19 protein-coding genes and 1 tRNA gene (1 of these 20 running past the window's edge) are annotated in these 19827 nt (G+C 69.3%); 14 read left to right on the top strand and 6 right to left on the bottom strand.

The features are described from left to right. The first annotated feature begins 21 nt into the window (after positions 1-21). From ACQY5G_RS12760 to ACQY5G_RS12720, 9 genes are all read left to right on the top strand, one after another. Entirely contained in the window at positions 22-888 is an 867-nt protein-coding gene (locus tag ACQY5G_RS12760) for a carboxypeptidase regulatory-like domain-containing protein (protein WP_428274533.1), read from the top strand. A gap of 91 nt (positions 889-979) precedes the next feature. Further along, positions 980-1651: a cytochrome c oxidase subunit II gene (gene coxB / locus ACQY5G_RS12755; protein ID WP_428274531.1), complete on the top strand. Its 672-nt coding sequence runs from the start codon at positions 980-982 to the stop codon at positions 1649-1651. Between the two features lie 15 nt (positions 1652-1666). Next, positions 1667-3433, top strand: coding sequence for a cytochrome c oxidase subunit I (locus ACQY5G_RS12750; RefSeq protein WP_428274529.1), 1767 nt, complete (start codon positions 1667-1669; stop codon positions 3431-3433). Positions 3434-3456: 23 nt separating this feature from the next. Continuing rightward, the gene (locus ACQY5G_RS12745) at positions 3457-4071 is read left to right on the top strand and encodes a cytochrome c oxidase subunit 3 (protein ID WP_420616718.1); all 615 of its coding nucleotides are present in this window, start codon (positions 3457-3459) and stop codon (positions 4069-4071) included. 42 nt (positions 4072-4113) lie between these two features. After that, a complete protein-coding gene (locus ACQY5G_RS12740; RefSeq protein WP_310758094.1) occupies positions 4114-4419 on the top strand; it encodes a cytochrome C oxidase subunit IV family protein in 306 nt (101 codons plus the stop codon). Between the two features lie 14 nt (positions 4420-4433). Continuing rightward, a complete protein-coding gene (cyoE, locus tag ACQY5G_RS12735; RefSeq protein ID WP_428274526.1) occupies positions 4434-5357 on the top strand; it encodes a heme o synthase in 924 nt (307 codons plus the stop codon). A 6-nt stretch (positions 5358-5363) separates the two neighbouring features. Beyond that, positions 5364-5606 carry a hypothetical protein gene (locus ACQY5G_RS12730; RefSeq protein WP_428274524.1) on the top strand — a complete coding sequence of 81 codons (243 nt, stop codon included), beginning with the start codon at positions 5364-5366 and terminating at the stop codon, positions 5604-5606. Then, positions 5600-6562 (top strand): hypothetical protein, encoded by a 963-nt coding sequence (locus ACQY5G_RS12725; protein ID WP_428274522.1) that lies wholly within the window; start codon positions 5600-5602, stop codon positions 6560-6562. The genes ACQY5G_RS12730 and ACQY5G_RS12725 overlap by 7 nt, the downstream gene beginning before the upstream one ends. Continuing rightward, positions 6550-7227: a non-canonical purine NTP pyrophosphatase gene (locus ACQY5G_RS12720; protein WP_428274520.1), complete on the top strand. Its 678-nt coding sequence runs from the start codon at positions 6550-6552 to the stop codon at positions 7225-7227. The genes ACQY5G_RS12725 and ACQY5G_RS12720 overlap by 13 nt, the downstream gene beginning before the upstream one ends. On the opposite strand, the gene ACQY5G_RS12715 is transcribed toward ACQY5G_RS12720, so the two are convergent. After that, a tRNA-Pro gene (locus ACQY5G_RS12715) sits at positions 7209-7282 on the bottom strand. The genes ACQY5G_RS12720 and ACQY5G_RS12715 overlap by 19 nt on opposite strands. Before the next feature lie 86 nt (positions 7283-7368). Between ACQY5G_RS12715 and ACQY5G_RS12710 the strand changes: the two genes are divergently transcribed. The 5 genes from ACQY5G_RS12710 to ACQY5G_RS12690 are packed head-to-tail and all read left to right on the top strand — an operon-like array spanning position 7369 to position 14193. Next, the gene (locus ACQY5G_RS12710) at positions 7369-10572 is read left to right on the top strand and encodes a HEAT repeat domain-containing protein (RefSeq protein ID WP_428274518.1); all 3204 of its coding nucleotides are present in this window, start codon (positions 7369-7371) and stop codon (positions 10570-10572) included. A gap of 6 nt (positions 10573-10578) precedes the next feature. Further along, the gene (locus ACQY5G_RS12705; protein ID WP_428274516.1) at positions 10579-11064 is read left to right on the top strand and encodes a response regulator; all 486 of its coding nucleotides are present in this window, start codon (positions 10579-10581) and stop codon (positions 11062-11064) included. Then, the gene (locus ACQY5G_RS12700; protein WP_428274514.1) at positions 11061-11858 is read left to right on the top strand and encodes a sensor histidine kinase; all 798 of its coding nucleotides are present in this window, start codon (positions 11061-11063) and stop codon (positions 11856-11858) included. The genes ACQY5G_RS12705 and ACQY5G_RS12700 overlap by 4 nt, the downstream gene beginning before the upstream one ends. Beyond that, positions 11855-12874 carry a hypothetical protein gene (locus ACQY5G_RS12695; RefSeq protein ID WP_428274512.1) on the top strand — a complete coding sequence of 340 codons (1020 nt, stop codon included), beginning with the start codon at positions 11855-11857 and terminating at the stop codon, positions 12872-12874. Before ACQY5G_RS12700 ends, ACQY5G_RS12695 begins: the two co-directional genes overlap by 4 nt. Positions 12875-12888: 14 nt before the next feature. After that, the gene (locus ACQY5G_RS12690) at positions 12889-14193 is read left to right on the top strand and encodes a metallophosphoesterase (RefSeq protein WP_428274510.1); all 1305 of its coding nucleotides are present in this window, start codon (positions 12889-12891) and stop codon (positions 14191-14193) included. A gap of 31 nt (positions 14194-14224) precedes the next feature. On the opposite strand, the gene hutI is transcribed toward ACQY5G_RS12690, so the two are convergent. The 5 genes in view from hutI to ACQY5G_RS12665 are tightly spaced (at most 29 nt apart) and all read right to left on the bottom strand, a layout consistent with a single transcriptional unit that may run on beyond the window. Further along, positions 14225-15457 (bottom strand): imidazolonepropionase, encoded by a 1233-nt coding sequence (gene hutI, locus ACQY5G_RS12685; protein WP_428274508.1) that lies wholly within the window; start codon positions 15455-15457, stop codon positions 14225-14227. Positions 15458-15473: 16 nt separating this feature from the next. Beyond that, entirely contained in the window at positions 15474-17132 is a 1659-nt protein-coding gene (gene hutU, locus ACQY5G_RS12680; protein WP_428274506.1) for a urocanate hydratase, read from the bottom strand. Continuing rightward, positions 17129-18013: a glutamate formimidoyltransferase gene (ftcD, locus tag ACQY5G_RS12675; protein WP_428274504.1), complete on the bottom strand. Its 885-nt coding sequence runs from the start codon at positions 18011-18013 to the stop codon at positions 17129-17131. The genes hutU and ftcD overlap by 4 nt, the downstream gene beginning before the upstream one ends. A 29-nt stretch (positions 18014-18042) precedes the next feature. Further along, positions 18043-19662, bottom strand: a complete 1620-nt coding sequence (gene hutH / locus ACQY5G_RS12670) for a histidine ammonia-lyase (protein ID WP_428274502.1) — start codon at positions 19660-19662, stop codon at positions 18043-18045. Then, positions 19659-19827: the final stretch of a chlorite dismutase family protein gene (locus tag ACQY5G_RS12665; RefSeq protein ID WP_428274500.1), read on the bottom strand. Its footprint extends 677 nt past the window's final position; only the last 169 of its 846 coding nucleotides appear in the window; the start codon falls outside the window, past its right edge — the gene reads right to left on this strand; it ends in the stop codon at positions 19659-19661. Before ACQY5G_RS12665 ends, hutH begins: the two co-directional genes overlap by 4 nt.

The following is a 19827-nucleotide window of genomic DNA, read 5'->3' as shown; positions in this document are numbered from 1 at the left end:
TTCTCGTACGGAGGTAAGTCAATGCGATCGCATTTCTGGAACCGCTCGGCCGCCCTGCTGGCCGTCGCGGCGATGGCCGCCTGTGGTGGCGGTGGCGGCGGATCGTCCGAAGGGGCGGGGGACGACGCGGGCGAAGCGGCTCCGGCCGCCGCCGCGGTGGATCCGTCCACGGTGGGTACGATCTCGGGCATGGCCAACTTCACCGGCGGCATGGTCCCGACGATGGAGGCCATCGACATGTCGACCGAGGCGGATTGCGCCGCCGGCTACGGCGCGGACGGGCCCATGGCCCAGAACGTCCTCGTGTCCAACGGCGGCCTCGCCAACGTGTTCGTCTACCTGAGCGAGGGAGTCTCCGGCGCGCCGGCCGCGTCGGGCGCCGCGTCGCTCGACCAGGTGAACTGCCGCTACACGCCGCACGTGCTCGGCGTCCAGAGCGGGCAGGACATCGAGATCTCGAACAGCGACAACCTGCTCCACAACATCAACGCCACCCCGACCGAGAACCGCGGCTTCAACATCAGCCAGCCCCGGGCGGGGATCACGAGCACGCAGCGCTTCGCGGTGGCCGAGGTGATGGTTCCGGTGCGCTGTGACGTGCACGGCTGGATGCAGGCGTACATCGGCGTCGTCGACCACCCGTACTTCGCGGTGACGGGCGCCGACGGCAGCTACTCGATCGCCAACGTCCCCGCCGGCGACTACACGATGACGGCGTGGCACGAAGAGTTCGGCACGATGACGACGAACGTGACCGTCACGGCGGGCGGGACGGCCGAGGCCTCGTTCGACTACAGTGGCGAGATGATGGGCGCGGACGTCCCCATGGGCGACGCGCTCGTCATCGAGCGCGGTACCAACCGCATCCGGGTGGAGCGCACCCAGTAACTCCAGGCGCGGGCCCCGGCGGCTCGAGCGGCCGCCGGGGCCCGCCCGCGTTCCCGTTCCCCCGAAGGGCTCACCTGGAAGGAGATAGCTCGTGGATTGGGCGCTGCCCCCGAACTATTCGACATTCGGCGTCGTGATCGACCAGTTGTTCTGGATCATCCTCGTCATCACCGGAATCGCGTTCCTCCTGGTGGAGGGCGGGATCCTCTGGTTCTGCATCAAGTACAGGGGACGCGAAGGAGCCAGGGCGCACTACACGCACGGATCGAACAAGGTGGAGATCATCTGGACGGTGATCCCGGCGATCATCATCGCGATCCTCGGCGTCTACTCGGCCGCCGTGTGGCAGGACATCAAGGGCGCGTCCAACCGCCCGGCGGACGCGCTCGAGTTCCTCGTCGTCGGCAAGCAGTTCGAGTGGAACATCACCTATCCCGGCATGGACCGGACGCTGGGGACGGCGGATGACTTCACCGTCCTCAACCAGTTCCACTTCCCGGTGAACGAGGACATCACGATCCTCCTCGAATCCGAGGACGTGATTCACTCCTTCTTCATCCCGGAGCTGCGCGTGAAGCAGGATGCGGTTCCGGGCATGACGATCCCGGTGTGGTTCGACGCGACCCAGACCGGGAACTTCGAGATCGCGTGCGCCGAGCTGTGTGGCCTGGGCCACTACTACATGATGGCGAGCGTAACCGTGCACAGCGCGGCGGACTTCGACGCCTGGCAGGCCAGCCGGGCGACGGCGACCGCCCAGTGATCGAGAAAGGCTGATATGGCGACGATCGTAGCGGAGGCGACCGGGCAGGCGATCCTGCACGAGGAGCACGAGCAGTCGTTCCTGCGCAAGTACATCTTCTCGACCGACCACAAGGTCATCGCGATCCAGTTCCTGATCTACACGCTCTTCTTCCTCATGATCGGGGGACTGCTGGCGATGCTCATGCGATACCAGATCGCATGGCCGGCGCGGGGCGAACTGCCGCTGGGCGGGATCTTCCCGGAGACGATGGTGGCGAGCGGGTACATCCTGCCGGAGTTCTACAACGCCCTTGTCACGATGCACGGTTCGGTGATGGTGTTCCTCGCCATCATGCCGATGCTCGTGGGCGTGTGGGCGAACTACCTCATCCCGCTGCAGCTGGGGACGCACGACATGGCGTTCCCGCGGCTGAACATGCTTTCCTTCTGGGCCATGGTGCCGGCCGGCATCCTCACCCTGGCGAGCTTCTTCGTGCTGGGAGGCGCGGCGGGGGCCGGGTGGACGCTCTACGCGCCGCTCAGCGCCCGTCCCGACCTGACCGGCGTCGGCCTGGGACAGGTTCTGTGGCTGGTGGCGCTCGTCTTCATCGGGCTCTCCTCGATCCTGGGGTCGGTGAACTACATCACGACGACGATCAACATGCGTGCGCCGGGCATGACCTGGATGCGCATGCCGCTCACGATCTGGTCGCTGTTCATCACGGCCATCCTCGCGCTGCTCGCCATGCCGGTGCTCTCGGCGGCGGGGATCATGCTCATCTTCGACCAGACGATCGGAACGAGCTTCTTTCTCCCCGAGGGGGGCGGACAGCCGCTCCTGTGGCAGCACCTGTTCTGGTTCTTCGGCCACCCGGAGGTCTACATCCTCATCCTCCCGGCCATGGGCTTCACCTCCGAGATCCTCTCCGTGGGCTCGCGGAAGCCGGTGTTCGGGTACACGGCGATGGTCCTGGCGCTCGTCTCGATCGCCTTTCTCGGCTTCATCGTGTGGGGCCACCACATGTTCCAGAGCGGGATGAACCCGACGCTGGGACTCGCGTTCACGGTCTCGACGCTCTTCATCGCCGTGCCTTCGGCGATCAAGACGTTCAACTGGATGGGCACGATGTGGCGGGGGAACCTCCAGTTGCACTCCGCGATGCTGTTCGCGATCGGGTTCGTGGCGATGTTCGCGATCGGAGGCCTGTCGGGGGTCTTCATGGCCTCGACGCCGGTCGACATCTACATCCACGACACGTACTTCATCGTCGCGCACATCCACTACGTGCTGTTCGGAGGAAGCCTGTTCGCGCTCTTCGGGGCGATCTACTTCTGGTATCCGAAGATGTTCGGCCGGCTGATGAACGAGACGATGGGGAAGATCCACTTCTGGCTCACCTTCGTCCTCTTCAACGTGGTCTTCTTCCCGATGCACGGCGTGGGGATGGTGGGGATGATGCGGCGCATCTACGACTCCACCGGCTACGCGCACCTGCAGGGCATCGAGGATACGAACGCCCTCATCACGTGGGCGGCGTTCGGGCTCTTCGCGTCGGGCTTCCTGTTCGCGTTCAACTTCTTCTGGAGCCTGAAGAAGGGGAAGAAGGCCGGGGCGAACCCGTGGAACGCGACGACGCTCGAATGGCAGACGCCCTCGCCGCCCAAGCACGGCAACTGGGAAGAGATCCCCGTCGTCTACCACGGACCGCACGAGTACAGCCACCCGGATGTGGAAGACAAGGACTGGCTGGCGCAGAACGAACGGCCGGATGTCGTGAGCCCGGCCGCGGGCAGCCACTAATCGCATGGAAGGGAACTGACGAGATGGCACACGCCGCGACCGCAGGCCGGGTCCCCGAGCGAGGACTCGATGTCTACACCCAGAAGGTGGGAATGTGGGTGTTTCTGTGCTCGGAGGTGATGTTCTTCGCGGGCCTCATCGGCTCGTACGTCGTGCTCCGGTTCGGGGCCGCCGACACGTGGGCGGAGCCCGGCGACGTATTGAACGTTCCGGTGACCGCGTTCAATACCTTCCTCCTCATCTGCAGTTCGGTGACGATGGTGAAGGCGTTCGCCGCCGCGCAGGAGGGGGACCAGAAGGGGATCAAGCTCTGGCTGCTGTCGACGACCGTGCTCGGGGCCACCTTCCTCGGCGTGCAGGTGTACGAGTACACCGAACTCGTGCTGCACCGATCGTGGGAAGGGAGCCACGGGTTCACGCCTGCCGCGGGACTGTACGGGGCCACGTTCTTCACGATGACGGGCTTCCACGGCTTCCACGTCCTGCTGGGCGTGATCTGTCTGGCATGGGCCACGATCCGCGCCTGGCGCGGCCACTGGGGGGCGGACAACACGCACGGGATCGAAGTGCTCGGCCTCTATTGGCACTTCGTCGACCTCGTGTGGATCATCCTGTTCACGATCGTATACCTGATCTAGCCGCGCCGGGGCGGTCGGCGCCGAGAGCTACGGAGCGAACGAATGAGTGAAGCCGGAGGACACGCGGCGAGCGCCGCGGACGACCATGCGCACGAGCACCCCAGGTACATGCTCATCTGGCTGTACCTCGCCATCCTTACGATTCTCGAGGTGCTGGTGGCGTTCCTGGCGATCCCGAAGTGGATGATCGTGGTGTCGCTGCTCATCATGGCCGTCTGGAAGGCGCTGCTGGTCGCGCTCTACTACATGCACCTGAAATTCGAGCCCAACCGCCTGCGGCTGGTGGCGCTGGCTCCGCTTCCGGCCGTGGCCATCATGATCATCGCGATCATGATGGAGTACGTGTAGGCGCCGATCTCGTCATGGAGGTCGGGAGCCTTCTGAAAGCCCGCGGGATCCCCTTCGGCGGGATCCCGGGACGGGTCGACTCGATCCGCGGGACGTTCTCCTCGTACCTGGAGCTCACGAAGCCGCGCATCACGGCGCTCGTCGTCGCGAGCGCGGCCGCCGGTTTCCTCCTCGGCGCGGCGAGCTTCGACTTCGCCCTGTTCGTGCAGGCCATGGCCGGCGTGGCACTCGTCGCCTCCGGGACGAGCGCGATGAACCAGGTGCTGGAACGGGATGTGGACGCGCTCATGGTGCGAACCCGCGCGCGGCCCCTGCCGGCCGGCCGCCTCGCGACGCCGCCCGCCGCGGTCGTCTCCGGGGTTCTCGCGGCGGCGGGGATCGTCTGGCTGTGGCTCGCGGTCAATCCGGTCACGGCGGGCCTCGCGCTCGCCACCTTCATCTCCTACGACTTCGTCTACACGCCGCTCAAGCGTGTGCACTCGCTCTCCACCGTCGTGGGAGCGGTGCCCGGCGCCCTGCCGATCCTCGGCGGCTGGACTGCGGCCACCGGACAGCTCGGCCCCGGCGGCTGGGCTCTGTTCGCGATCCTCTTCGTCTGGCAGCTGCCGCACTTTCTCGCCCTGGCGTGGCTTCTCCGCGACGACTACGAGGCGGCCGGGCTTCGCATGCTTTCCGTCGGTGACTTCGAGGGCCGGCAGACGCGTCGCCAGGCGCTGCTCTACGCGCTCACCCTGATCCCCGTGAGCCTGCTCCCGAGCGTCCTCGGCCTGACGGGCATCGTCTACTTCGCGGTCGCGCTCGTCCTGGGGGCGGGCTTCGCGTGGACCGCGTTCCGATTCGCCCGCGCCGCGACGCCGGCGAACGCCCGGGGTTTGTTCCGGGCCTCGATCCTGTATCTTCCACTGCTGATGGCGGTACTCGTCCTCGACAAGCTGTAGCAGCCCGTGTTGAACACCTTCGCCGCCCTCGCGGCGGCTCCGCAGATGCAGCATACGCCGGATGACCAGGCGGGGTACGTCCTGATGTTCGTCTTCATGGCGGCGATGCCCTACCTGCTTCTCGTCGTGATCGGAGGCGGGATCTTCCGGGCGCGCCGCCGGCAACGCCAGCAGGAGGTCGAGAGAGCCCTGGAAGAGCAGCGCAAATGGGAGGCGGCCCGCGCGGCCGACCCCGACTCCGCGTGCTGACGCTCAGACGCAGGATCCGGGCCGGGCTCGTCGGCGGACTGCTGGGCGGCTTCGTCCTCGCGGTCCTCTTCTACTTCTACGACCTCGGGCAGGGGACGCCGCTGCAGACGCCCGCCTTCCTCTGGGGGGCGATCATCAGCCGCGCCGAGGTCGAGCCCACGGCCTGGATCGTCGCGGGCTTCACCCTCATTCACTTCACCGCCTGGGGCGGGCTCGGGATGCTCGCCGCGGCGCTCGTTCAGTGGGCGGGCCTCCCCCGCAACGTGTTCATCGGTGCGCTGTACGGGCTCTTCGTGTGCTCGCTCGCCTTCTACCTCGGACTCATCAGGGCCCCCTCCGGACTCGTGATGTCCGCGCCGGGATGGCCGGCCGTCTTCTTCGGGAACGCGCTCGCGGGGGTCGTGATGTTCACCCACATGCACTGGGTGAGTTCCGAACCCGGCATCGTGGGGATGATGAACTTCCTGCAGACGCACCGGGTGACGCGGCACGGCATCTACGCGGGGATCCTCGGCGCCCTCGTCGTCGCGTGCTGGTTCCTCATCATCGACTCCGTGCTCCGGCAGCCCCTCTATACGCCGGCGGCGCTGGCGACGGTTCTGTTCCGCGGCGCCCCCACGCCGGCCGCGGTCCAGATCTCCCTTGTGCCCGTCGTCGGGTACACGCTCGCGCACTTCGCGTTCTTCGTGCTGTTCGGCGTCGCGGTCTCGGGCCTCGCGAGACAGGTCTCCAGGTTCCCGCCGCTGGCCCTCGGCATCATCGTGCTGTTCGTCGTCTTCGAGGTCTTCTTCATCGCCATGGTCGCGATGCTCGGCGGCTGGATCCTCGAGGAACTCGCCTGGTGGTCGATTCTGGTCGGAAACATCCTCGCGGCGCTCGTCATGGGCGGATACCTGTGGAAGGTCTACCCGGAGTTCGCGGAGAGTCTTCAGGCGGAGAGTCTTTGGGCGGACTGAACCCGCCGCCGGTCCTCGTTGCCACGCGCAGCGCCCACAAACTCCGCGAAATTCGCGGTCTCCTCGCCGACCTTCCCGTCCGGCTGCTCGGTCCGGCGGATCTCGGCCTTCCCGAACACGAGGAGGAGGACGACCTCGAACCCTTCGATACCTTCGCGCGCAACGCCCTGTCCAAGGCGAAGTACTTTCACCGCCGCTCCGGCCTCCCCGCGCTCGCGGACGACTCCGGCCTCTGCGTGGACGCCCTCGGGGGCGGGCCGGGAGTGCGGACCCGGCGCTTCGCCCCGGCCGGGTGGGTCGAGCGCTGGGGTCGGACCGAAGCGAACAACCGGTGGCTGCTCGATCGCATGTCGGACGTGGCCGACGGGGCGCGCGGGGCGCACTATCGCTGCGCGGTCGCGGTCACGGACGATCTGCGCCACGAGGTGGTGGAAGGGATCGTGCGCGGCCGAATCGCGCGCCGGCCGAGCGGATCGGGGGGCTTCGGCTACGACCCGCTTTTCGTCCCGGAGGGCCACGAACGGACGTACGCGGAACTGCCCGAAGCCGTGAAGGCGAGCACGAGCCATCGCGCGAAGGCGATCCGGCGGGCGACGGGGTGGATCGAAAGGGAGGTTCTGGTGACCTTGAGAACGCGTGAGTTCAATCGGGGCGGCCGGATTTGAACCGGCGACCCCCTGCTCCCAAAGCAGGTGCGCTACCGGACTGCGCCACGCCCCGAAGGGCAGAAAGATGGACCATGCGGGAGGCCGTGGCAAAAACCCCTGCGGTGGCCGAAGTCGCCGCGGAGCGGTGATGGACTGCGAGTGAGGCTCCGACTCCCCTTCGCGCGGCGCCCCGGGGCGGGAAAGCTGTTCGCCATGATGGGGCTGGCGGCGCTCGTCCTCTTCGTCATCGGGATCCTGCGTCCGCTGCGCAGCGCCTTCGCCCTCTCGGGACTCGCCGCGGGCGATTTCTACCAGGTGTACTTCATCAGCGCGGCGGTCGTCGTCGTCGCGCCGTTCTACAACTTCCTCTCGGACCGCATCTCCTGGCGCCGCCTCATCCCGCTGACGGCGGCGTTCTTCGCCCTCAGCATGGTCGCCTTCCGCCTCCTCTACCGACCGGGGGAGGCGTGGTTCGGGCTTGTCTTCTACGGGTGGTACGACGTGCTGGCGGCCTCGCTCATCACGCACTTCTACATCGCGACCCAGGTCTTCTACAACGCCCGGGACGCGAAGCGCGCCTATCCGGTCGTCATCGCGTCAGGTTCGGCGGGCGCCACGCTCGGCGCGCTCCTCACGACCGTCTTCACCTCGGGGGGCGGGTCGTCCGAGAACCTGCTTCTCGTGGCGGGCGCCGCGCTCCTCGTACTGGCGGGCGGCCTCGCGCTCGTCTGGTCCCGGGAGCCGCCGGAGCCGCCGTCCGAGTACGCGCACGCCGAAGATCCGGACCTCGAGCGGAGCGACCTGCGGCGCATGGCGGCGCACCCGCAGGTGCGGCTCATCGCGGCCACCGTGCTCCTGACCATCGTCGTCAAGCAGTTCATCGACTACCAGTACAACACCCTCACCCGCGAGGTCTTCACCGATCTGGCCGCGATCGCCGGCTTCCTGGCCTTCGTGGACGTCCTCACGCAATGGCTCCCGATCATCGTCCTCCTCGCGCTGCGTCCGGTCCTGCGCCGCTGGGGCGCCGCGGTCGCCGTCATCATCTTCCCGGTGGCCGTGATCCTCGCGACCGGGGCTCTCGCCGCCGCCGTGTGGCTGTCCACCGCTGCGCTCGCGGTCGCCGTCGCCGCCCGGACGACGGAGAAGACATTCCGCTATTCCGCCGAGCGCACGGGCCGCGAGATCCTGTACGTGCCCGTCCCGGAGGACATCAAGCTCAAGGCGAAGTCGTACATCGACGTGGCGGTGGAGAAAGGGCTCGGGAAGGCGCTCTCCGGCGTGCTCATCGCGATCCCCTCGCTGCTGCTCGCCAGCCTTTCGATCATGGGCCGGCTCATCATCCTCGGGATCGTCGGCGTCGCCCTGGCGGGCGTTCTGCTGCTCGCCTTCCTCAAGGTGCGAAAGTCCTACGTCACGAGCCTGGCCCAGTCCTTCGAGGGGCGCTTCGCGAGCCTGCGCGGAACCTTTGTGTCGATGGCCGATGTGGGCGCGCTGGCGCTGGCGCGGGACGCGCTCCGGGACGAGCGGCCGCTGAAAGTCGCGTTCGCCTTCGACATCCTGCGCGGCGCCACGCCCGAGGACGTCGAGGCGCTCTCCCCCGAGCTGTACGGTCTCCTCGAGCACGAAAACCCCCGCCTTCGGGCGCGAGCGCTCCGGTCGCTGTCGCGCGCACCCGGCCTCCTGGACGAGGAGGCGGTGCGGGCCCGGCTCGAAGATCCGGATGCCGCCGTGCGACGGGCCGCCGCCCGGCTCCTCGCCCTGAAGGCGGCGCCGCGCGCCCGCGATGTCCTCATCCCCCTTCTCGACTCGGAGTCGACGAACGCCCGCTCCGCCGCCTTCGACTGCCTCTTCAGCGACTTCGACGCCACGAGGGCCGAACGGATCGCAACCCCCCGCTTCGAGAAGCTGCTGCGGCAATACGAAAAGCGGACGCTCGAAGGGGCCGGGGCCCGCGAGCTGGCGATGGCGGCGGGGCTCGTCCCGGGCCATCCCTCCGTGGAGCGCATCCTCCTCGAACTCGTCTCCCATCCCCGGGAAGATGTCGCGGCGGCGGCCGCGCGGAGCGCAGCCCGGCTTCCGCAGCCCGCCCTCGTGCAGGCGGCCATTGCGGCTCTCGCGAGCCCCCGGACCCGGAGCGCGGCCCGCGCCGGCCTCGCGGGGCGGGGCGAGGAGATCGTGACGCCGCTGCTGGCGGCGCTCTCCGACCCGGCCGCCGACCCCTGGGTGCGGCGGGGTGTGGCGAGCGTGCTCGGCGAGATCGCGACGCCCGCGACGATCGACGCCCTCATCACCTCCTACCTGCTGCCCGAAACCGAACAGGCGCTCGACGACCAGGCCCTCGTGTCGCTCCACCGGCTGCGCACGCAGCACGATGATCTCGCTTTTCCGGCGGAGAGGATGCTCGAGGCCGTGGAGCGCGAGGTCCAGGCGTCCGGGCGCTACGCCCAAGCCGCCGCCGCACTCGACGGCGTGCCGGCGTCGATGTCCCGAACGCTGCTCCTCCGCGGGCTCGACGAGGCGAGGAGAGATCGGCGGGCGAGTGTCTTCCGGTGGCTCGGGCTCGTATATCCCGAGCAGCCGATGCGGCGTAGCTACCTGGCCCTCGAGAGCGGAACGCCGCGCCGGCGCGCGAACGCGCTGGAATGGATCGAGACGACGGTCGGACACCGCACGTTCTCCGACCTTGGACCGGTGCTCCGGGAAGAAGCTCCGCGGGGGCCCTCGCGCGAGGCGGGAGAGGTCCTCCGGGAGCTGTGGGACGATGAGGACGCCTGGATCGCGAGGTGTGCGCTCTGGACGTCTTTCGAAGCCGACCGCGACGCGATGGGCGAGGACCTTGGCGGTTTCTCGCCGGCGGACCCGGCGCTGGCGCGGCTGGTCCGCCGGCTTGCGCGACGGACAGCGACCCCCGCGCGGGATCCGGGGGACGAACGAGACGAGGAAGAGATGGAACTGATCGAGAAAGTGTTCCGCCTGCAGAGCGTGGATCTCCTCTCGGGCGTGAAAAGCCGGCAACTCGCGCTCCTCGCCTCCATCGCGAGGGAGGTCGAGGTGCGGCCGGACGCCGTCTTCATCCGCCGGGGGGAGCCGACGGACGCCCTCTACCTCGTGATCCACGGCGAGGTGTCGCTCGAGGGGGAGGGGGAGGGATCGATTTCCCTCACGGATGGGGACGCGTTCGGCACGTGGGCGCTGATCGACGAACACCCGAGCCTGGTCGAAGCGCACGCCGTGGAGCCCACCCGCGTGCTGCGCATCACCCGGGAGGATTTTCGCGACCTCCTCATCGACCACCCCGAACTCGGTCTCGACCTTCTTCGCGGGCTTGCGAGTCGCGTTCGCGGCCTGGCGATGACATGATCCGACATGGATGAGATCAGGCCGGACACCGGCACCGTGATGGTCGTCGACGACGAGGACATGGTCGTGGACGCCATTCAGGGGTTCCTGGAGCTGGAGACGGACCACCTCGTGCTCCCCTTCACGTCCCCGCGCGCCGCGCTCGAGCACCTGGAGGAGGAGCCGGTCCACGCGATCGTCGCCGACCTCATGATGCCCGACCTCGACGGCGTGCAGTTCCTTTCGCGAGCCCGCAGGGTGAGGCCGGAAGCGACCCGCATCCTCCTCACCGGCTACGCCGACAAGGAAAACGCGATCCTCGCGATCAACGAGGCCGGGCTCTACCAGTACCTCGAGAAGCCGTGGGACAACGATGTGCTTGCCTTCGCCATCCGCAACGGTGTCGAGCGCAGCCTCCTCTTCCGCGAGCTGACCGAGCGCATGGCCGAACTCGAGGCGGCCAACGACGAACTCGCCGGACTCCGGCAGCGCTGGATCCAGGCCTTCCTTTGAACGAGGCGGGACTTGGGCCGACGGCCCGGGAGATCACGCAGGCCCGGCTCGCGACGCTCGGCATGCTGGTCGCGGGGATCGCGCACGAACTCAACACTCCGCTGGGCGCGCTGAACAGCAACCACCACGTCATCGAGCGCGCGCTCCTCAAGCTGGGAGAGATCCTCGAGGACGAAGTCGTCACGCCGGACGAACTCGACGAAGTCCGGAGGGTCGTGCGAGCCACGGAATCGGTGCTGCGAACGAACGGCATCGCGGTGGAGCGGATGGTGAACCTCGTACGGAACCTGCGGAACTTCGGGCGGCCCACGACCTCCGAGCCCCGCCCCGTGGACCTTCACGAGGGGATCGAGGGCACGCTGGCCCTTCTGGGGCACGAGCTGAAGGAGATCGAGGTCGTCCGGGACTTCGGGGAGCTGCCGCTCGTAGTGTGTCATCCGAACCGGATCAACCAGGTGTTCATGAACCTCGTGCACAACGCGGCCCAGGCCATGCACGATGGCGGCGTGCTCACGATCCGGACGCGCGCGGAAGGGGACCACGCGCGCGTCCGCGTCGCCGACACGGGCCGGGGCATCCCGCGCGACGTCATCGAGGAGATCTTCGAGCCCGGCTTCACCACCAAGGGCGAGCGGATCGGGATGGGGCTGGGTCTCGCGATCACACTCCAGATCGTACACCAGCACGGAGGAGAAATCTCGGTCGAGAGCGAACCGGGACGCGGTACGACGTTCGACGTGGACCTCCCGCTTCGGCCGCCCGCGGGTCCCGCACGGAAGGAGGCTTCGGAATGATGCGGGGCGCCACGATGCGACGCGCCGGTCCGTTTCGCGCCCTGGTCATCTTCGCGGCCACGGCCGCCGTTGCGGCGCCGGCCCCGGTGGCGGCACAGGACGCGAACTTCCTCCTCCCCATCGCCGAGATCGAGAGGGTCCTCCGCGAAGGGGACATCCAGGTCCTCGGCGTACAGCCGTCCCGCGGTCTTCCCGGCGAGCGCACGTATCGCGTGACGCTGCAATCCGGCGACCATGTGCTCGGGGTCAAGTACGCCCCGGCAGGCGAGGGCGCGGATGAGTTCAACAACCGGCCCCGCTACGAGCTGGCGGCCTACGACACCCAGGCCCTCTTCCTCGACGAGCGGGAGATGGTCGTCCCTCCGACCGCGATCCGGGCGTTTCCCCTCGATGTCGTCCGCGCCACCGTTGCCCAGGCGGGAGACGCCGGCGCCGCCATCCCTCCGGAGCCGACGTTCGACGAGTGGCCGATGACCCTCGTTGCGCTCCAGTACTGGATGTTCAACGTGGACGTTCCCGAGGAGTTGCCCGACGACGACCGGATCGAGGAGGACGAGGTCTACGAGCGTCTGCTCGGGAACTTCAACCTCCTCACATACATCATCGGCCACAGCGACTCGAACGAGGGGAACTTCATGCAGTCGATGGATCCCGCATGGCCCCGCGTGTTCAGCGTCGACAACGGCGTGTCGTTCGCGAGCGAGGAGAGCAACCGCGGCACGGAGTGGCGCGACCTGCAACTCGACCGCTACCCCGCCGCCGCCATCGACCGGCTGCGCGGCGTCTCGCTCGAGGAGCTGCAGGCTCGATTCGGCGTCCTCGTCCAGTTCGAGATACGCGACGGAAACTTCGTGGAGGTGGAGCCGACGGAGAATCTCGACCCCGGCCGCGGGGTGCGGCGCGATGCGGAGCGGATCCAGCTCGGCCTCACGGAGAGCGAGATCCGGGCCATGCACCGCCGCATCGTCCGCCTCATTGAGCGGGTGGACGAAGGCCGCTACGAGTTGATCCCCTGAGGTCTCGGCGTCGGATGTCCGGTGTCCCGGGCTGTGCCTTCGTCGCGGCGGCGGTGGCGTGGACCGGCGCCTCCGCGCCCGATTCCGGCGACGTGAGGCCCTCGGCCGGGTCTCCTCCGCCGGCGGGGCAGGAAGGTTGGCACGTCGAGGGGGAATACGGACTCTACGTCGCGTTCGCCGACCCCGGCCTCGAAGTACGCTGGCTGACGGACGACGAGCGGCCCGGCCTGATTCGGGCGATCGTGGAGGGGCAAGTGGTCGCCGAGGAGAAGACGGACCCGGGAACCGCGCACGCGGCTCGCCTGCGGGTACGGGCGCCGGAAATCACGCTCGAATACGGGGCGGAACCGCCGGACGGGGCCGGGGGGGACGCGGCGCTTCACCGAACCCGGATCTGGACGGAGCCCCCGCCCGCGCAAGTCGACCTCACGGGCCACGACTCGGTGTTCGTGTTCGGGGATGTGCACGGCGAGTTCGACCGCGTCCTCTGGCTGCTCCGGCTGGCCGATCTGATCGACGCGGAACTGCACTGGACGGGCGGCGGCGCCGCGGTCGCCTTTCTCGGAGACCTCTTCGACCGGGGGGAAGACGTCACCCGCCTCCTCTGGTTCATCCATGGCCTGGAACGGGAGGCCGAGGCGGCCGGCGGCCGGGTCATCACGCTCCTCGGCAACCATGAGGCGATGGTCCTGACCGGCGACCTGCGCTACCTGGCGCCGAAGGAAGCGATGATCGCCGACCGGCACGGCATGCCGTACGAGGCGATGTTCGATCCGGAGCGCTCCATCCTCGGACGGTGGATCGCCGCCAAGCCGGGGCTGGTCCGACTGGACGATCTCCTGCTCGCGCACGGGGGCGTGAGTCCGGCATACGTCGACTATTCGCTCCAGGAGTATCAGGACACCCTGGCGACCTTCATCGCGGAGCCGCTGTTCACGAGATGGCGGGACGAAGCGTTCCTCCTTGAATTCGCGCGCGAAACCCGGCTCGACAGCGCGCAGGTCTACCGCCGGTACGACTTCTTCTTCGGATCGGAAAGCGTGCTCTGGTATCGGGACCTCGTGCTCTCCGACACGCTCGGGGGCCACCTCGACGCCGTCCTGGAGCGCTTCGGCGCCCGGACCCACGTCGTCGGACACACGCCCGTGCCCACGATCCGGGAGAGCTACGGAGGAAAGCTCATTGCCGCGGACCTCCTCGACGCCGCGACGGAGATGCTGCGTCTCATCCGCCGGCGGGACGGCGGCTGGAACCGTGAGGTCGTCAGGCTCGACGGGGGCACCATCACGCTCGACGCCGCGACGGACCCCGGCACCTGACCTTGAACGCAGCGGGGGTTGCCTCGGGCTGCTAGGCTCCCCGGAGAACGCCGTGTCGGATCTCGCCGCCGATCGCCGTGGCGACGCATGCGTTGGGCCGCAGGTGGTAGAGCCAGTGCTCCACGTCCGGGGCATCGATGACCGCGAAATCCGCCGCGGCTCCCGGTTCCAGCGACCCCGCTTCGCCTTCGCGGCCGAGGGCCCGGGCCGCGTAGCGCGTCGCTCCCTTGAGCACTTGGGCGGGCGTCATCCGCTGTCGCGCGCACGCCAGCGTCATGGCGAAGGGAAGGTGATAGGACGGGGCCGTACCGGGGTTGAAGTCGCTGGCCACGGCCACCGCGACACCCCCGTCGATGAGATCCCGGGCGGGGGACGGCGTCTGGTTCAGGTAGAGGGTGGCGAGGGGAAGGGTGACCCCGACAACACCCGCCGCCGCGAGCGCCTCGATCCCGGCTTCCGACACGTACTCGAGGTGGTCCGCCGACACGGCCCCGAGAGACGCCGCGAGTTCGGCCCCGCCGCCGCCGGTGAGCTGATCCACGTGGAGCTTGGGCCGTAGCCCCAGTTCGCATCCCCGTTCACAGATCCGCCGCGCCTCGTCGGCCGAGAACGCCGAATCCTCGACGAACACATCGCAGAACTCGGCCAACCCTTCCTCCGCCACCGCGGGCAGGATCCGCTCCGTGACGAGCCTCACGTAGCCCGCCCGGTCCGCGGCCCACTCCGAAGGGACGACGTGAGCGGCCAGGCACGTCGCGACAATCCGGGCCGGTCCCATCTCGTCGAGTCGCCGGTACACCCGGAGGAGCCGGAGTTCCGTCTCGAGGTCCAGCCCGTACCCGCTCTTCGCCTCGACCGTCGTGATCCCGAGGGAGACCATCCCGGACAGGAATTCGCGCGCCCGCGCGAGCAGCGCCTCCTCGTCGAGCGCGCGCGTGGCCCGCACCGTGGATTTGATCCCGCCTCCGGCTGCGGCGATCTCCAGGTAACCGCGCCCCCGGATGCGGTCGGAGAACTCCCCCGCCCGCCAGCCGCCGAAGGCGAGATGCGTGTGTGCGTCCACGAGTCCGGGGATGACGAGCCTTCCGCCGGCGCTCCAGGTGGGCTCCGCCTCGTACTCGGCCGGCAGCGCAGCGGCGGGCCCGGCCCAGCGGATAATCCCATCCCGCCACACGAGCGCGGCGTCCCGGATGAGCCCGATGTCGTCCTGGCCGGAAGGGTTCGCGCAGGTGGCGAGGCAGCCGATGTTTGCGAGGCGCGGCATGGCGGAGAGCGGGCCGTTACTCGAGCATGGGGAGGTCGACCCCGCGCTCTCGGGCGGTGCGGATCGCCTCCGGATACCCCGCGTCCGCGTGTCGCATGACCCCGGTCCCCGGATCCGCCGTGAGCACCCGCTCCAGCCGGCGGCTCCCGGACGTCGTTCCGTCGGCGACGCACACCATGCCCGCGTGCGTGGAATACCCGACGCCCACGCCGCCCCCGTTGTGGATCGAGACCCAGCTCGCCCCGCAGGCGGTGTTGAGCATCGCATTGAGCAGCGGCCAGTCGGCGATCGCATCGGAACCGTCCCTCATCCCTTCCGTCTCCCGATTCGGCGAAGCCACGGAGCCGGTGTCGAGGTGGTCGCGTCCGATGACGATGGGCGCCCGCACCCGTCCCGTCTTCACGAGCCAGTTGAAGCGCTCGCCCATCTCGGCCCGCTCACCGTATTCGAGCCAGCAGATGCGCGAGGGAAGACCCTGAAAACGCACCCGCTCGCGCGCCTCGCGGATCCAGCGGCCCAGCGCCTCCTTCCCGGGGAACGTCTCGAGGACGGCGGCGTCCGTCGCCGCGATGTCCCCGGGGTCGCCGGAGAGGGCGGCCCAGCGGAAGGGCCCGGCGCCGCGGCAGAAGAGGGGTCGAATGAAGGCCGGCACGAAGCCCGGAATGTCGAAGGCCTCGGCCATCCCCCGCAGGTCGGCGACCTGGCCGCGGAGGTTGTTTCCGTAGTCGAACGCGATCGCCCCCCTCGCCTTTAGCGCGAGCATGGCGGACACGTGCGCCACCATCGAATCGAGGACACGCTCGACGTATGCGTCCGGGTCGGAGAGGCTCAACGCCTCGGCCTCTTCCACGGACAGGCCCGCGGGGATGTAGCCGAGGCGGAGATCGTGCGCCGAGGTCTGATCCGTGAGCACGTCGGGCACGACGCCGCGGTCCGCGAGCGCGGGCAGGACTTCGGCGATGTTCCCGAGCAGGGCGACGGAAAGCGCCTCCCGCCGGTCCACGGCGGCGGAGAGCAACTCCAGCGCCTCGTCGAGGTCCGTCGTCATGCGGTCACAATAGCCGGTGTCGAGGCGGCGGCGAATCCGGTCCTCCCGCACCTCGACGCCCAGGAAAGCTCCCCCGTTCATCGTCGCGGCGAGCGGTTGTGCACCCCCCATCCCCCCCAGCCCGGCGGTGACCACGAGCCGCCCCGCGAGGGAGCCCCCGAAGTGCTGCCGGGCGAGTTCCGCGAACGTCTCGTACGTCCCCTGGAGGATCCCCTGGGTGCCGATGTAGATCCACGAACCCGCGGTCATCTGCCCGTACATCGTGAGCCCCAGCGCATCGAGACGCCGGAACTCGTCGATATCCCCCCAGCGGGGGACGAGATGGGCGTTCGCGATGAGGACGCGGGGCGCCTCGTCGTGGGTGCGGAACACGCCAACCGGCTTTCCGCTCTGGACGAGAAGGGTCTCGTCGTTCTCGAGCCGGCGCAGCGTCTCCACGATCTTCGCGTACGCGGCCCAGTTGCGCGCCGCCTTGCCCGCGCCCCCGTACACGACGAGGTCCCCGGGACGCTCCGCCACGTCCGGGTCGAGGTTGTTCATCAGCATGCGGAGGGCCGCCTCCTGGTGCCATCCCCTGCAGGAGAGCGTCGTTCCCCTCGGCGCCCGGATCGGTCCGGCCGGTTTCATGCCTCTCCTCCCTCTCCGCCGTCTCGGGTCCCCGGCAGCTCCAATATCTGGTCCGGCTCGAGATCCACGTCCAGTCGAGCGGGGTCGAGGCCGCGGATGGCCTCGGCAGGCACGGGACCGATGAACTCGCATCCCGCCAGCGCCACGCCTTCCGTCCGCGCGCCGTCGGCGACGCGTTCGTACACCGTGTCGATCCCGGTCGCCGCGTAGCGGGTCAGGTTCATGGAGACCTGCGTCAATCCTCGTCGCCGGAGCGCAAACCCGAGCGCCCGGACATGCCGGAGCCCGCCGCCCGACTCCCGGATCGCCGCCGCGATGCGCCGAGCCGGCCCGGGATCCTCCGTATCGAGATTCACGTTGAAGCGTACGAGCGGCCCTCGCACCCCGACAACGACGGCGCCCAGCGACGGATGGGGCGCCGGGGGACCGAGGTCCGGCCTCCACTCCGGGTTCGACAACTTCTCCGCGAGACCCTCGAACTGCCCGGACCGGATCGCGGGAAGGGAAGTCCGGTCCGGATTCGTCGCCGCCCGTTCGTAGAAGAAGACCGGGACCGAGCACGCCGCCGCCCACTCGGCGAAGGACCGGGACGCCCCGAGCGCATCGACCTCGGGACAGCCCGGGCCGCGCACGAAAGGAACGACATCGAGCGCGCCGATCCGGGGGTGACGGCCGCGGTGCCGTCGCAGATCCACCGCCGCGTACACGGCCGCCGCGAGCGCGGTCGTCGCCTGGACGACGGCCGGCGGGGGTCCCCGGTAGGCGAGCACCATGCGATGGTGGTCCGGATCGGCCGATCTGTGGAGGAGTTCGACGCCGCGAATTTCCTCGACGGCGGCCGCGAACCGGGCCATCCTGCGTGGATCACGCCCCTCGCTCACGTTGGGCTCGCAGAGGAGCCACCCGGGGCTCAGGCCGGTGCGGGAGGCCAGAGATCGCCCAGAGCCTCGGCGGCTGCCCGTTCCAGCGTCCCGGCGTCGATCTCCGCCTCCAGACGCGCGACATCCGCCGCCAGGGAGCGGTCTTCGACGACGGGAGGCACGCACTCCCGCACGGCCTCGTATACGGCCCGCGTGCCGGTGCCCAGTCGATCCGGGCCCTCGGGACGGAGGTAGACGGCCTGCGCGGCGCCGAGCAGCTCGATCGCGAGCACCGTGCGCGTGTTCGCGAGGATCTCGCCCGCGTGCCGCGCCGCGTTGGCGCCCATGCTCACGTGGTCCTCCTGGTTCGCGCTCGTCGGAATCGAGTCGACGGAGTCCGGATGCGCGAGCGTCTTGTTGTCGGACACGAGCGCCGCCCCCGTGTACTGGAGCGACATCAGGCCGCCGTGCAGCCCGGGCGACTCCACGAGCATGGCGGGAAGCCCCGCGGAAAGTTCCGGCGTCAGCATGCGGAACATCCGGCGGTCCGACAGGCTCGCCACGTCCGCGAGCGCGATCCCCAGCGTGTCGAGCCACAGCGCCGGCCCCGCGCCGTGGAAGTTGCCGCCCGACACGAACCCGCCCGGGTCCCGTCCCCCGGCGGGGAAGACCAGCGGATTGTCCGACACCGCGTTGAGCGAAGCCTCCACCCGCCCCCACAGGAATCCGACCATGTCGTGAACCGGACCGATGACCTGAGGCGTGCAGCGCAGGCTGTAGGCGTCCTGTACCCGGTCGGCGTCCGCGTCGACGAGCCCGCTCCCGGAGAGGAGCGACCGAAGCCTCGCCGCGGTTCCGATCTGCCCCGGCTGGTTGTTCGCCTCGTGCAGCCCCGGGTTCAGCGCCGCGGAACGGGCCAGCAACGCCTCGAAGCTCAGCGCCGCCGCCAACTCCGCGTGAAGGAGCAGGCGTCGCGCGTCGTGGAGCTGTAGCGCCGCGCCCGCGACCATCATCGTCGTCCCGTTCGTCAGCGCCAGCCCCTCCTTGGCCTGCAGGCCCGGGCGGGAGATCCCCGACGCCGCCATCGCGCTCGCCCCATCCATGCGGCGCCCCTCGAACCACGCTTCGCCGCTGAACGCCGACGAATCCTCGCCCTTGCCGGCGTTCGGATCCGACCCGGGGGAGCGGGTCGCGACCGCCGCCATGTGCGCGAGGGGGGCGAGGTCGCCGCTCGCTCCGAGGGAGCCCTTGCCGGGCACCACCGGAGTGACCCCCCGGTTCAGCATCCGGACGAGCGTGTCGATGATCACCGGGCGCACGCCCGAGGCGCCGAGTGCAAGCGAGTTCGCCCGCACGAGCAGCATCGCGCGCACCCAGTCCTCCGGCAGCGGCGGACCCGTCCCCGTCGCACACTTGAGGATCAGGTTCCACGACAGCCGGGCCGCGTCGCCCGCCTCGATGCGCGTGCCGGCGAGCGCCCCGTAGCCGGTGGTGATCCCGTAGATCCGGGCCCCGGGCCGGGCGAGCGCCTCCACGACCGTGTTCCGGCTCGCCTCCACCCGCTCGCGCGCGTCGCCATCGAGTTCCCGGACCGGCGAGCCTCCGCGCGCCACGGCGACAACGTCGGGAATCGAGAGGGCTCGGGAGAGCGGGACGGCTGCCGCGCTCATTGCGCCGCCCGGGACGAGATCAGGCCCTCGAACTCGGCCCCGGCCATCCGCTTGCCGACCAGGAAGGGGCCGAACTCCGCGTACTCCGCGCTCGCCTCGTCGTAGCGCATCTCGCTGATGATGGCCTTGAATTCGAGCGGATCCGCCGCCCACAGCGTCACGGCC

Source organism: Candidatus Palauibacter sp. (assembly GCF_965261555.1).
GTDB lineage: Bacteria > Gemmatimonadota > Gemmatimonadetes > Palauibacterales > Palauibacteraceae > Palauibacter.
The sequence above is the reverse complement of the archived record's forward strand: the minus strand, read 5'-3'. Positions and strand labels throughout refer to the sequence as shown.